Genomic DNA, 12,742 nt, shown 5'->3' with positions numbered 1-12,742 from the left:
AGGAAGCCGCCCCTCGGGGCGGCTTTTTCGTTATTCGATGTAGGACCGGGTTTGAGCTGCGATGGAGGCGATACAGTACCGGCAGAATCTGTTTCACTTGCAGGGTACCCACCAGAATGCAGATGGCCCCATGACCGAGTCTCCGCAACGCTCCGCCTTCTCCCATTTCCATCCCATCCTCACCCGTCCGCAGGACAATGACCACAACGGCCACCTCGCCGGCTCCACCGTGCATGCCTGCTTTGAAACCGCGATCCAGGCCTTCTTGGTCGAACAGGCCGAGTTGGACCTGCGCGACGGTGAACTGGCCGGTTTTGTTGTAAGTTCGGCGGCAGATTTCTTCGCCTTGCCTGGCTTTCCCGACGTGCTTGAGGTGGGCCTGGGTGTGACCCGTCTGGCGGGCAGTACCGTTGAGTTCCGCCTGGCGCTGTTCCGCCCGGGCGAGGCCGAAGCCTGTGCGGCGGGCAGCATGGTGCAGGTGTTCATCGAGCGTGCCTCGGGCCGCCCGGCGGCACTGCCGGAAACGCTGCAACTGATCCTCGCCGGGCTGTCGCTCAATCGTTGAGGCGAATGATCCCTTCGCGTACAGCGAACAGCACCAGGCCGGGCACGTCGTGGATCTGCAAGCGGTGCATGATCTGCGAGCGGTGCGCCTCGACAGTCTTGATGCTCAAACCCAGGCCGTCGGCGATGGAGCGGGTGGTCTCGCCCCGGGCGATGAGGCGCAGGATTTCCAGCTGGCGAGTGGTCAGGGGTGGTGGCTGGACCTGATTCGCAACGCGCTTGCGACTGTGTTTGAGAGCCTGGCCGATGACCATCGGCAGTACCGCTGAAGACAGGTACTGGCCACCACCGCGCAGGGTTTGCAGAGCCTGCTCCAGTTCGGTCACCGTAGCGTTCTTGAGCAGAAAACCATGGGCGCCGAGCTGCAGGCAGCTCATTACATGCTCAAGCTCCGAGCGCGACGAGAACATCAGCACTCGGCTGGCAGGGGCGCGGATGAATAGTTCCTGCAGGGCCTGCTGACTGTCCAGCTCGCCGCTCATGTCGAGCACCACAATATCTGGCTTGAGCTTTTCGGCCAGGCTCACGGCACTCATGGCATCACCGGTGTCGCCCACCACGACGAAATCTTTCTTCTGCTCCAGCAGGGCACGTAGGCCGGCGCGGAAGAGGGGCGAATGATCGGCAAGCAGAATTCGGCAAGGCATGGATTAGGGCCTGTTTCGCAAGAGAAGGGGGGCGGCAGGCCTGCTCGATCCGAAAGCGCACTGCCGCGCAACTGCGCGATCAGTCCTTGTCTGCCGATGGGCGCGGCAGTGCCTCTTATCATAGGCGTTCGAACACCGACGGCAGTAGTGGGCGCAGGGGCAGGCCCGGCGCATGGACGCTTTCGCTGTGGCCGATGATCAGCAGGCCTCCGGGGCGCAGGTGTGCCAGCAGGTGTTGAAGCACCTCGCTCTTGTAGCGTGGTGCCAGGCTCGACAACAGGTTGCGCAGCAGGATGACGTCGAAGCTGCCGAGATAAGCAGGCATGGGGCGGATCAGGTTGATGGTCTGGAAGCGTACCCGCTCTCGCAGAGCCTGAGCGATGCACAGCCGCCCGGCCATCTCGCCGACGTCGCACAGGCAGTGACGGGTCAGCCAGCCCTCGGGGAAGTAACGGGCCTGGGCAATGTCGTAGATCCCATTGTCTGCGCTTTCCAGCAGTTGCGGGTCGAAATCACTGGCCAGCACCTCCCAACCGGGGTGGCGGGCTTTTTCTGCGGCTACCATTGCCAGGCTCCAGGCCTCCTCACCGGTGGCGCAGGCGGCGCTCCACAGACGGGCGGGGTGGTCGAGTTCGGCCAGCCAGGAGGCCAGGCATTCGAAATGCCGATGTTCGCGAAAGAAATAACTGTCGCGGGCGACCAGCAGGCGCAGCAACTGTTCGTGCTCGTTTGTGCCTTGTGGGCTGTCGAGCAAGTCGAGGTAATGCTCGAAGCTAGCCAGGCCGAGAGCCTTCAAGCGCTTGTGCAGGCGCGTCGCGATCACGGTCCGGCGATCATCGGCCAGTTGCACACCCGTAGCCTGCATTACCCGCTGACGTATTGACGCAAAGCTTGCTTCGCTGAGCAGAGGTGGGCGGCGGCTTGGCATTCCTCAGCCTCTCCTGGCCCGGGGTAGACAGATGGAGTCGGTGAAGGTCGCGCGCATTCCCTGCGTCCTGTGCTTGGTCAAAACAGCGATAATAACTAGTGGCTAGTGGCCTCCATATCGGGGCGGCCCTTAATCCCTTGGCGTGCCTGCAAATGAAAAGGCCCTGCCGATGAGGGCAGGGCCTTAGGCGTCAGGCGTAAGCCTGGCGATCAGTCGCGCCAGTGGCGCTTGTGTTTGCGGTGACCGTAGTGGTGGCCACGGTCATAGTGGCGGCGATCATCATAGTCACGGCGGTAGCGGCGCGACTCATGGCGCTCGTCTTCATCGGCCTTGTTGCCCATGTAGTTGCCCAGTGCCCCACCAGCGCCGCCGCCGGCCGCCGCACCGATGTAGCTACCGGTGGTACCCCCCACCGAGCGACCGACCACGTTGCCGCCGGCCGCGCCCAGTGCGCCACCGATGGCCGCTTCGCCGCGCTGGCGCTTGTCGGCACCCAGGGCACCGCCGGCCGCGCCGCCCAGACCGGCACCGATGGCGCCGCCGGTGCTACCACCGATGGAGTTGCCCACCACGGAGCCCAGTACCCCACCCAATGCGCCGCCAATGCCGGCCTCGGTGGTGCCGCCTGCCATGGCAACGCCGCTGAGCAGACCAAAAGACAACAACAGAATCGAGGAGTACTTCTTCATCAAGAGAGCCTCAGAGGGATGACGAAGCGGAATTTGAGGCTCGGCGAAGCGGCTGGCAATCGGAATCCGACGAGTAGCACGAGTTGTACACAATTCTCTAAGTTATTGAATTTTGTATGAAACTTTCTCGATTTTTGCTTGTCTGAGGTACTTATGACAAAGCCCTGAACCGTTGCGGAACAGGGCTTTTTTGTGGGCGGCGTTCAGCTTTGCCGGGCGCGAATCAGATGATGCGCCCGTCGTCCCGCGCGCGCTCCAACTTGATGGCGATGAACTTCGACGTCGGCGTGTAACTGCCGTCACCGATGCTCTCCAGCGGCACCAGCGGGTTCACCTCCGGGTAGTAGGCCGCCGCCTGGCCAGCGGGGATGTCGAACGCCAGCAGGGTAAACCCATGCACCCGGCGCAGATGTTCATCGCCCCAGAGCGACACAATGTCGACCTTCTGCCCCGGCTGGAAGCCCAGGCGGACGATGTCGGCCTCGTTGACGAACAGCACGTCACGCTGGCCGCGCACGCCACGATAACGATCGTCCATGCCATAGATGGTGGTGTTGTACTGATCGTGCGAGCGCATCGACTGCATGATCAGGTCCGGTATCTGGCCGCTGGCACGCACGCGCTCGTCGAGCAGGCTGTCCGGTAGCAGATTGGCCTTGAAGTTGGCGCGGCCGCTGGCGGTCTTCCACTGGCGGCTGCCGGCACTGTTGCCCAGGTAGAAGCCGCCGGGCAGGCGCAGACGCTCGTTGAAGTCGGCAAAGCCCGGGATGGTGTCGGCGATCAGGTCGCGGATACGGTCGTAGTCGGCCACCAGCCAGTGCCAGTCCACTGGCTGCTTGCCCAAGGTGGCGGCGGCGATGCCGGCAACCACGGCGGGCTCCGAGCGCATCTGTCGGGACAGTGGTTTGAGCTGGCCGTTGGAGGCGTGGACCATGCTGAACGAGTCCTCCACCGTCACCGCCTGCGGGCCTTCGCCCTGCAGGTCGATATCGGTGCGGCCCAGGCACGGCAGGATCAACGCCTGTTTGCCATGAATCAGGTGGCTGCGGTTGAGCTTGGTGCTGATGTGCACGGTCAGCTCGCAGTTGCGCAGCGCCTGGGCGGTGCGCTCGGTGTCCGGCGTGGCCTGGGCGAAGTTGCCGCCTAAACCGATGAACACCTTGGCCCGGCCTTCCAACATGGCGTGGATGGCCTCGACGGTGTTGTGGCCGTTATGGCGCGGCACCGGGAAGCCGAAGCGTTTTTCGATGGCATCGAGCAGCAACACCGGTGGGCGTTCGTTGATCCCCATGGTGCGGTCGCCCTGCACGTTGCTGTGGCCGCGCACCGGGCACAGGCCGGCGCCCGGTACCCCGAGGTTGCCGCGCAGCAGCATCAGGTTGACGATTTCCTGGATGGTCGGCACCGAATGGCGGTGCTGGGTGATGCCCATGGCCCAGCACATGATCACGCGTTTGCCTTTGCAGTACATGTGTGCCGACAGCTCGATATCGGCCAGGGTCAGCCCGGACTGGGCCTGGATCTGTTCCCATGGGGTGGCGTCGACCACCGCCAGGTATTCGTCCACGCCATGGCCGTGTTCGGCGATGAAGGCATGATCGAAGATCGCCGGCGCGCCGCTGGCCTGGGCCTCACGCTCCCATTGCAGCAGGAACTTGGCCATGCCGCGCAGCAGCGCCATGTCGCCGCCCAGCGCCGGGCGGAAGAATGCGGTGTTGGTCGGTCGGTCGCTGTTGGTCAGCATCTCCAACGGGTTCTGCGGGTGCTGGAAACGCTCCAGGCCACGCTCCTTGAGCGGGTTGACACACACCACCTGGGCGCCGCGTTTCACCGCGTCACGCAACGGGTCGAGCATGCGAGGGTGGTTGGTGCCGGGGTTCTGGCCCCAGACGAAGATCGTGTCGGCGTGCTCGAAATCGTCGTACGTGACCGTGCCCTTGCCCACGCCGACGCTCTGGCCCAAGGCCACGCCGCTGGCCTCGTGGCACATGTTCGAGCAGTCGGGGAAATTGTTGGTGCCGTAGGCGCGCACGAACAGCTGATAGAGATAAGCCGCCTCGTTGCTGGCCCGGCCGGATGTATAGAACTCGGCCTGGTCGGGGCTTGCCAGGTTGTTCAGGTGCCGGGCGATCAGGGCGAAGGCGGCGTCCCAGTCGATCGGCCGGTAACGGTCGGTGATCGGGTCATAGACCATCGGCTCGGTCAGTCGGCCCTGGTACTCGAGCCAGTAGTCGCTCTGCCCCAGCAGCGCGCTCACGCTGTAGCGGGCGAAGAACGCGGCATCCACCCGGCGCTTGGTGGCTTCCCAGTTGACCGCCTTGGCGCCGTTCTCGCAGAACTTGACCATGCCGCTTTCGGGCGAGTCGCCCCAGGCGCAGCCGGGGCAGTCGAAGCCGCCGTTCTGGTTGGTCTTGAGCAGGGCGCGGATGTTCTTCAGGGCGTTGTCGCTGCCCACCCAGGCCTTGGCCACGCTGCGCAGCGCGCCCCAGCCGCCGGCGGGGCCGGGATAAGGTTTGTAGCGAGGGGTGGAGGCGGGGGCGTTGTCTGGCAGTTTTTCGTAGGAGGTCACGGCTGTTGCTACTCCGCCGCTGGGCTGAACACCCGCGGTGCGCTGTGTTTGGGCAGATGAATGAGGTTGAGGTTGTGCTTGCGGGCCCATTGCAGGGCCAGGCCGGTGGGCGCGGAAAGGCTTACCAGGGTCTGGATGCCGGCGCGCAGGACCTTCTGGATCAGTTCCAGGCTGCAGCGGCTGGTGACGATGGCCAGCCCCCCTTGGGTCTCGATGCGCTGGCGCAGCAGGGCGCCGATCAGCTTGTCCAGGGCGTTGTGCCGGCCAATGTCCTCGCGACCCAGCAGCAGCTGGCCGTCGCGGTCCATGAACAGTGCCGCGTGCACCGCACCGCAGTGCTGGCCCAGTGGCTGGAAGGCGTCGATGCGCTGGCGCAGGTCCTTCAGCCAGTGGGCAGGTGGCAGCGGCGCGCCAGGCAGCACGTTCAGCTCGGGCAGCGCCTGCTCCAATGCCTCGACGCCGCACAGGCCGCAACCGCTGGTGCCGGCCAGCTGGCGGCGCTGGTTCTTCAGGTTCCAGAAGGCGCGGCTGGATATCTCCAGGTCGGCGTAGAGCGCCGAACCGCTGCCGGAGAGCTTCATGTCGTAGATTTCCTCGGTACCGGCAACGATGCCGCTGCCGATGCTGAAACCGACGGCGAAGTCTTCCAGGTCGGTCGGGCTGACCAGCATCACCGCCTGGTTCAGGCCGTTGTAGACGATCGCCAACGCCACTTCCTCGGCCAGCGGGGTATTGTCGCGGGCGGCATCGGAAAGCTGGACGTAGTCGTAGGTGTTGCTGGCGGCGGGCAGGGCGAGAGGCGTTGACGCCGCGCAGACCGGTGGCTTGCTGTTCATCGGCTCGAATACCGGCTGGCAGTTTGACCCCACAAGCCTAGGCCCCTGTGCAGATGGCGTCTAATCGCTAGCGTCTATCCCGTGATAGAGCGCGTCGATTGGTCGCACCGGGGCGGGTTGGCCGATCCTGGCCTAGACTCCTGCTTCCATGGATTCACCATCAAAGGAGCGCCACATGAGCCTGTTCAGTTTCGTGAAGGAAGCCGGCGAGAAGTTGATCGACCTGCTGACCCCCGGCAATGCCAATGCCGAGGAACAGTTGAAGAAACACGTCAGTGACGTTGGCTTGGGCAACCCGAACATCTCGGCCACTGTAGAGGGTGACAAGGTCATCCTCAAGGGTGAGGTAAGCAGCCAGGAAGAGAAAGAGAAGATCATCCTGGCTGCAGGCAACATCGCCGGTGTGGCCTCGGTGGATGACCAGATCACCGTCACCGGGCCAATTGCTCAAGCTGCCCGGTTCGTCGAGGTCGAGAAGGGTGACACCCTGAGTGCCATCTCCAAGCGAGTCTACGGCGATGCCAACAAGTACCAGAAGATCTTCGAGGCAAACAAGCCGATGCTGAAGGATCCCAACAAGATCTATCCGGGGCAGGTGCTGCGTATTCCCGACTGAGGGGGCGCTTGTAGGAGCGGCTGAAGCCGCTCCTACGGGGCGATTGCGCAGTTACAACCCTTCCAGCAACTCCCGGTAATCCTCTACTGCCGTGAACTCCTGGGTATCGCGTGGCTCGGCCCGACTATCCGGCTGGCGCACAGCCAGCAGGTGCCCCACGCCAAATTGCCGGGCACTGCGCAGAATCGCCAGGGTGTCATCGATGAACAGGCTGCGCGCCGGCTCAAAGCCGATGTCCGCCTGCAGCGCATCCCAGAACTGCGGGCTCTCCTTCGGATAGCCATAGTCGTGCGAGCTGATCAGCCGCTCGAAGTACGGCGCCAGTTCAACCCGCTCCAGCTTCAGCGACAGCGAGTCGCGGTGGGCGTTGGTGATCATCACCACCCGCTTGCCGGCCTTGCGAATGGCGGCGAGGAAGGTATCGGCATCCGGCTTCAAGGCGATCAGGTCGGCGATCTCCAGCTTGAGCTCGCGGATCGGCAGGCGCAGTTCACGGCTCCAGAAGTCCAGGCAGTACCAGTTGAGCGTGCCGGCATGCTGTTCGAACAGCGGGCGCAGCTCGAGCTCGGCCATGGCCCGGCTCACGCCATGCAGCTCGGCGTAGCGCTGGGGCAGGTGCTGCAGCCAGAAGCGGTTGTCGTAATGGAGGTCGAGCAGGGTGCCGTCCATGTCCAGCAGGACGGTATCGATGGTGGACCAGGGAAGAACGGGCATGGGAAATTCTCGATCAGTCGGCAAGCCACGGTATAGTAACCCGTTCACGCCAAGGAGCCGCCCCATGCGCCAGAAACCCACCGTTCTCAGCCGCGAAATCGTCGCCAGCAGCCGCCTGTTCCGCGTGGAAGCCGTGCAGTTGCGCTTCTCCAACGGCACCGAGCGCACCTATGAGCGACTGGTTGGCCGCGGCAACGGCTATGGCGCGGTGATGATCGTGGCCATGCTCGATGCCGAGCATGCTGTGCTGGTCGAGGAATATTGCGGCGGTACCGACGAGTACGAGCTGTCGTTGCCCAAAGGCCTGATCGAGCCGGGCGAGGACGTGCTCGCCGCCGCCGACCGGGAGCTCAAGGAAGAGGCTGGTTTTGGCGCGCGTCAGCTGGAGCACCTGACCGAGCTGTCGCTGTCGCCCGGCTACATGAGCCAGAAGATCCAGGTGGTCCTAGCCACCGACCTGTACGAAGAGCGTCTGGAGGGCGACGAGCCCGAGCCGATGCGGGTCGACAAGGTCAACCTGCGCGAGCTCTCGGCCCTGGCCATGCACCCGCAGTTCAGCGAAGGCCGAGCACTGGCGGCGTTGTACCTGGCCCGTGACCTGCTGATCCAGCGTGGGGTGCTGAGCGTATGAATGATCGGCAACTGATGCAGGACGTGGTCAAGCTCGCCCTGTTGGCTGGCGAGGCGATCCTGCCGTTCTGGCGCGCTGACGTGGCGGTAAGCAACAAGGCCGACGATTCACCGGTGACCGCTGCCGACCTGGCAGCCCATCGGGTTATCGCCGATGGCTTGCAGGCGTTGGCGCCGCAGATTCCGGTGCTCTCCGAGGAGGACTGCGACATCCCGCTGGCAACCCGCGCAGGTTGGCAGCGCTGGTGGCTGGTCGATCCTTTGGATGGCACCAAGGAGTTCATCGCCGGTAGTGAGGAGTTCACCGTCAACATCGCGCTGATCGAAAACGGCGAGGTGGTGTTTGGCGTGGTGGCAATGCCGACCAATGGCCGCTGTTATTCCGGTGGGCGCGAGTTAGGTGCCTGGAAGACCGAGCATAACGAAGAGGCTCAACCGATCCAGGTGCGTAATGCCCCACCGGCGCATGAGCGGTTTACCGTCGTCGCCAGCCGTCGGCATTCCAGCCCGGAGCAGGAAGCGCTGCTGGCGGGGCTTGGGAGTGCGTTAGGGGAGCTGGAACTGGCCAACATCGGCAGCTCCTTGAAGTTCTGCCTGCTCGCCGAAGGCAGTGCCGACTGTTATCCGCGGCTGGCGCCGACCTCGCAGTGGGATACTGCCGCCGCCCAGGGCGTGCTGGAAGGTGCCGGGGGCGAGGTGATCGGGCTGGACGGGTTGCCGTTCCGCTACCCACCGCGTGAGTCGTTGCTCAATCCGTTCTTCCTGGCGTTGCCCCGCGCTGCTGAATGGCGACAGGCGCTCGTCGAACTGGCGAGTGCGATCAAAGCTTGAGCTTGTCGGGGCCGCTACGCGCCCCAAGCTTTCAGCGATGCAGCACGTATTGCCCGCTGAACGTCACCGCAGGCTCGTCACTACCCTCGTTGCTCACCACCGTCTCCAGCGTCAGGCGTGCCCGTCCACGACGTTGATACATTGTCAGAAACCGCTCCCAGGTCCTCTCGTCCGGCGCCGGGCAACGCGCCACGGCGGCCCCGGTGACTGGCAGCGGGTAGCTGATCTGCCCCTCCTGGATGACGATATGCCCGTCATCGATCCCCAGCTCGCGCAGACGCAGGTGCAGCCAGCCCCAACCCACCAGCACAGCGCCGCAGTACAGGCTGCCGCCGAACATGGTGCTCTTGTGGTTGACGTTGGGCGCCAAAGGCAGCTTCAGACGCAAGGTGTGCGCCTGCCAATCGATGACCTCCATGCCCATTTCGCGGGTCAGCGGAATATCGCTGTGCAGTACGGACTGCAGGTACTGGCTGTCGTTGCTCATTGACGGTTGTCCTCCTGGTCGTCGTGTCCGCCAAAGCTCAGGCTGTGCTTGCGCAGTTTGTCGTGCAGGGTCTTGCGCGGGATGCCAAGGGCCTCGGCGAGGCTGCGCATGGAGCTGTGCGGCTGCATCAGCTCGGCGGCGATCAGCGAGCGCTCGAATTGTTCGACCTGCTCGCTGAGGTTGCCGGCTGGCACCGGGACATGGCTATCGTTGGCCACCGCAGGCGCCTGGCCATCGAGGGCCAGCTCCAGGCCAAGGGCGAATCGTTCGGCGGCATTCTGCAGCTCGCGTACATTGCCCGGCCAGTCGTGGCGCAGCAGCAGGGCACGCTGCACCGGTTGCAGGTTGTGGGGGGGCAGGCCATGCCGGTCGCTGGCGGCGTCGGCGAAGTGCTGGAACAGCATCAGGATGTCGTCGCCGCGCTCACGCAGCGCGGGGATACGCAACGGTGCGACGTTCAGGCGGTAGTAGAGGTCAGCACGGAAACGCCCCTGGTCAGCGGCCTGGCGCAGATCTTCCTTGGTGGCGGCGATGATACGGATATCCAGCGGGATAAGCTGGTTGCCGCCCAGACGCTCGACCACCCGCTCCTGCAGCAGGCGCAGCAGCTTGACCTGAACATCCAAGCTCATGCTCTCGATTTCATCGAGGAACAGCGTCCCGCCATTGGCGAACTCGAACTTGCCGATGCGGCGCTTCTGCGCACCGGTGAAGGCGCCCGGCTCATGGCCGAACAACTCGCTCTCGACCACCGACTCGGCCAGTGCGCCGGCGTTGATCGCCACGAAGGGGCCGTCGCGCCGGCTCGACAGGTCGTGCAGCGCACGCGCCACCACCTCCTTGCCGGCGCCGGTTTCGCCAAGGATCAGCACGTCGGCGCGGGTGCCGGCCAGGGCGCCGATCTGCTCGCGCAGGCGCTGCATGCCGGGGGACTGGCCGAGCAGGCGCGTGGCCAACTGCTGGCGATCGCTCAGGGCCAGGCGCAGGCTACGGTTGTCGAGCACCAAGCGGCGCAGGGCCAGGGCGCGGCGCACGCTGTCGAGCAGGGCGTCGCTGGCGAAGGGCTTCTCGAGGAAGTCATAGGCCCCGGCGCGCATGGCCTGCACCGCCAATGGCACATCACCGTGGCCGGTGATCAGCAGCACCGGCAATTCGCTGTCGCGGGCGTGCAGTTGCTCCAGCAGTTGCAGGCCATCGATGCCGGGCATGCGGATATCGCTGACCACAACCCCCGGCCAGTCTTCCTCGAGGCGTTCGGCCAAGCCTTGGGCTTCGGCCAGGGCCACCACCTTGAGCCCGGCCAGGTCCAAGGTCTGGCTCAGGGCTTGGCGCAGGTGCGGGTCGTCATCGACCAGGATCACCTGGGCACGGCTGTCGATGGGTGTCTCGGTGCTCATGCCGAGGTGTCCTCCGAAGATTGCAGATTGGCGCCGGGCTTGGCCACGCGCAGTTTCAGGGTCAGCAGGGCACCGCCTTCAGGGTGGTTGCCCAGCAGCAACTCGCCGCCGAGCGCGTGCATCAGGCTTTCGCAGATAGCCAGCCCCAAGCCGAGGCCCTGGGTGCGGGTCTTGGTGGTGAAGAACGGCTCCTTGGCGTGCTCCAGGGCCTGGCGGCTGAAGCCTGGGCCATTGTCGCGGATGTACAGGTAGACGCAGCCGTCCTGGCGTTCGGCACTTAGCCAGAGCCTGCGCGGGTTGGCTTTTTCGGTCAGGGCATCGAGGGCGTTGGCCAGCAGGTTGCCCAGTACCTGGCGCAGGCGGGTTTCGCCGGCCTGCACCCACAGGGTGGCCTCAGGCAGGTCGCGCACCAGCTCTACGGCCATGGCCCGGCGACGCTTGGCCAGCAGCGCCAGGGCATCATCCAGGGCCGGTTGCAGGGCAACGCTCTCCGGGGCGTGCTGGTCGCGGCGGGCGAAGGCGCGCAGGTGGGCGATGATCGAGGCCATGCGCCCGGTCAGTTCGCCAATCAGCTTGAGGTTGCCGCGCACGTCCTCGGTGCGCTGATGGTCGAGGAGGATCTCGGCGTTCTCGGCATAACTGCGAATCGCCGCCAACGGCTGATTGAGCTCATGGCTTATGCTCGCCGACATGGTGCCCAGCACGGAGAGCTTGCCGGCCTGGACCAGTTCGTCCTGGGCGCGCACCAGCTCTTGCTGGGCGCTTTCGCGCTCCAGCACCGCGCTCTTAAGCCGGGTATTGAGGCCTTCCAAATCGGCGGTGCGCTCGATCACGCGCTTTTCCAGCTCTTGTCGGGCACGGGCCTCGAAGTCGATGCGGTCGATATAGTGGCGTCGGCGCTGCATCACCAGGCCAGCCAGGAGCATGGTCACCAGCAGCGCGCCACCGCCGATGGCCATGACCGTCTGCACCGAGCGGTCGACCAGCAGGCGTGGGGCGAGGATGTTCACCTGCCAGCCGGTTTCCTTGATGTCGCGGGTCTGGATCAGCCAGGCGTCACGGTCAAGGCTCAGCGGCTGTGGAGCCTGGGTCGGGTAGGGCTGGATGGCGACGATGGCCTGGCGCTCGGCCGCGGTCAATTCGCGGGTGGCGCGGAACCGCCAGTCCGGGCGTGAGGTGAGCACCACCACGCCGTTCTGGTCGGTCAGCAGCAGTTGTTCCGGCGTGCGGCCCCACAGGGTTTCGGTGTGGTCGAGGTCGACCTTGACCACCAGCACGCCGATCACCTTGTCGCGGTCGTGCACGGCGGCGGCGAAGAAGTAGCCGCGCTTGGCCGAAGTGGTGCCCTGGCCGAAGAACCGTCCCAGCCGCCCCTCCATCGCCTCGATGAAGTACGGGCGGAACGAGAAGTTGCGGCCGACGAAGCTGTCCTGCTTGTCCCAGTTGGACGCGGCCAGGGTGTTGCCGCTGACATCCATCAGGTACATCACCTCGGCACCGGTCTGCTGGGTGATGCCCTTGAGCAACCGGTTGGCGTTGGTCACCGCCTCGAGGCGGAACGGGTCGGCCAGCACGCCGCGCAGCGCCGGCAGGTCGCCGAGGATCTGCGGCAGGGTTTCGTAGCGGTGCAAGGTGCCCAGCAGGTTGGCGACGTAAAGGTCGAGGGTCTGGCGATTCTGCGAGGCCAGTTCGTCCTGGTAGTAGCGCTCGGCCAGGTGGTGCAGCGGCCACAGCAGCGGGGCCAGGCACAGCGCCAGCAGGGCCAGGCTGCGCCAGCGGGGGCGGCGGGGAGGCGTGGGTCTTGGGATCATCGCAATAAGGGCGCCAGTAGGAT

At 65.0% G+C, this 12,742-nt stretch carries 13 protein-coding genes; 4 read left to right on the top strand and 9 right to left on the bottom strand.

What is annotated here, in order from left to right; all coding sequences use genetic code 11:
- Positions 1 to 130 precede the first annotated feature (130 nt).
- The gene (locus C3F42_RS15845; RefSeq protein ID WP_094011634.1) at positions 131 to 565 is read left to right on the top strand and encodes a thioesterase family protein; all 435 of its coding nucleotides are present in this window, start codon (positions 131 to 133) and stop codon (positions 563 to 565) included.
- Here C3F42_RS15845 and C3F42_RS15840 read toward each other — a convergent pair.
- The 5 genes from C3F42_RS15840 to fdhD all read right to left on the bottom strand — a co-directional run bounded on the left by C3F42_RS15840 (position 555) and on the right by fdhD (position 6,233).
- On the bottom strand, positions 555 to 1,211 hold the full coding sequence (locus C3F42_RS15840; protein ID WP_023630630.1) for a response regulator transcription factor: 657 nt from the start codon (positions 1,209 to 1,211) through the stop codon (positions 555 to 557). The genes C3F42_RS15845 and C3F42_RS15840 overlap by 11 nt on opposite strands.
- Positions 1,212 to 1,329: 118 nt before the next feature.
- A complete protein-coding gene (locus C3F42_RS15835; protein WP_104444629.1) occupies positions 1,330 to 2,139 on the bottom strand; it encodes a protein-glutamate O-methyltransferase CheR in 810 nt (269 codons plus the stop codon).
- 209 nt (positions 2,140 to 2,348) lie between these two features.
- Positions 2,349 to 2,828 carry a glycine zipper domain-containing protein gene (locus C3F42_RS15830; protein WP_038707165.1) on the bottom strand — a complete coding sequence of 160 codons (480 nt, stop codon included), beginning with the start codon at positions 2,826 to 2,828 and terminating at the stop codon, positions 2,349 to 2,351.
- A gap of 223 nt (positions 2,829 to 3,051) precedes the next feature.
- Positions 3,052 to 5,397, bottom strand: a complete 2,346-nt coding sequence (locus C3F42_RS15825; protein ID WP_094011597.1) for an FdhF/YdeP family oxidoreductase — start codon at positions 5,395 to 5,397, stop codon at positions 3,052 to 3,054.
- Between the two features lie 8 nt (positions 5,398 to 5,405).
- Positions 5,406 to 6,233 carry a formate dehydrogenase accessory sulfurtransferase FdhD gene (gene fdhD / locus C3F42_RS15820; RefSeq protein WP_094011596.1) on the bottom strand — a complete coding sequence of 276 codons (828 nt, stop codon included), beginning with the start codon at positions 6,231 to 6,233 and terminating at the stop codon, positions 5,406 to 5,408.
- A 175-nt stretch (positions 6,234 to 6,408) separates the two neighbouring features.
- Between fdhD and lysM the strand changes: the two genes are divergently transcribed.
- A complete protein-coding gene (gene lysM, locus C3F42_RS15815; RefSeq protein ID WP_023630345.1) occupies positions 6,409 to 6,849 on the top strand; it encodes a peptidoglycan-binding protein LysM in 441 nt (146 codons plus the stop codon).
- A gap of 51 nt (positions 6,850 to 6,900) precedes the next feature.
- On the opposite strand, the gene yrfG is transcribed toward lysM, so the two are convergent.
- Entirely contained in the window at positions 6,901 to 7,563 is a 663-nt protein-coding gene (gene yrfG, locus C3F42_RS15810) for a GMP/IMP nucleotidase (RefSeq protein ID WP_104444628.1), read from the bottom strand.
- 64 nt (positions 7,564 to 7,627) lie between these two features.
- On the opposite strand from yrfG, the gene nudE reads away from it, so the two are divergent.
- A complete protein-coding gene (gene nudE / locus C3F42_RS15805; protein ID WP_023630347.1) occupies positions 7,628 to 8,194 on the top strand; it encodes an ADP compounds hydrolase NudE in 567 nt (188 codons plus the stop codon).
- Complete coding sequence (cysQ, locus tag C3F42_RS15800; RefSeq protein ID WP_094011595.1) at positions 8,191 to 9,024, top strand: 3'(2'),5'-bisphosphate nucleotidase CysQ; 834 nt, start codon at positions 8,191 to 8,193, stop codon at positions 9,022 to 9,024. Before nudE ends, cysQ begins: the two co-directional genes overlap by 4 nt.
- A 31-nt stretch (positions 9,025 to 9,055) precedes the next feature.
- Here the strand turns inward: cysQ and C3F42_RS15795 are convergent, their stop codons facing one another.
- From C3F42_RS15795 to C3F42_RS15785, 3 genes are read right to left on the bottom strand one after another with little or no spacing between them, the layout of a single operon-like run.
- On the bottom strand, positions 9,056 to 9,511 hold the full coding sequence (locus C3F42_RS15795; RefSeq protein ID WP_094011594.1) for a YiiD C-terminal domain-containing protein: 456 nt from the start codon (positions 9,509 to 9,511) through the stop codon (positions 9,056 to 9,058).
- Positions 9,508 to 10,908 (bottom strand): sigma-54 dependent transcriptional regulator, encoded by a 1,401-nt coding sequence (locus C3F42_RS15790; protein ID WP_094011593.1) that lies wholly within the window; start codon positions 10,906 to 10,908, stop codon positions 9,508 to 9,510. The genes C3F42_RS15795 and C3F42_RS15790 overlap by 4 nt, the downstream gene beginning before the upstream one ends.
- Positions 10,905 to 12,719 (bottom strand): ATP-binding protein, encoded by a 1,815-nt coding sequence (locus C3F42_RS15785; protein ID WP_038707169.1) that lies wholly within the window; start codon positions 12,717 to 12,719, stop codon positions 10,905 to 10,907. Before C3F42_RS15785 ends, C3F42_RS15790 begins: the two co-directional genes overlap by 4 nt.
- Positions 12,720 to 12,742: the final 23 nt, after the last annotated feature.

The organism is Pseudomonas sp. PONIH3, assembly GCF_002934345.1.
Taxonomy (GTDB): Bacteria; Pseudomonadota; Gammaproteobacteria; order Pseudomonadales; family Pseudomonadaceae; genus Aquipseudomonas; species Aquipseudomonas soli.
Note: the sequence above shows the minus strand (reverse complement) of the source record. Positions and strands in the feature narration are given on the sequence as shown.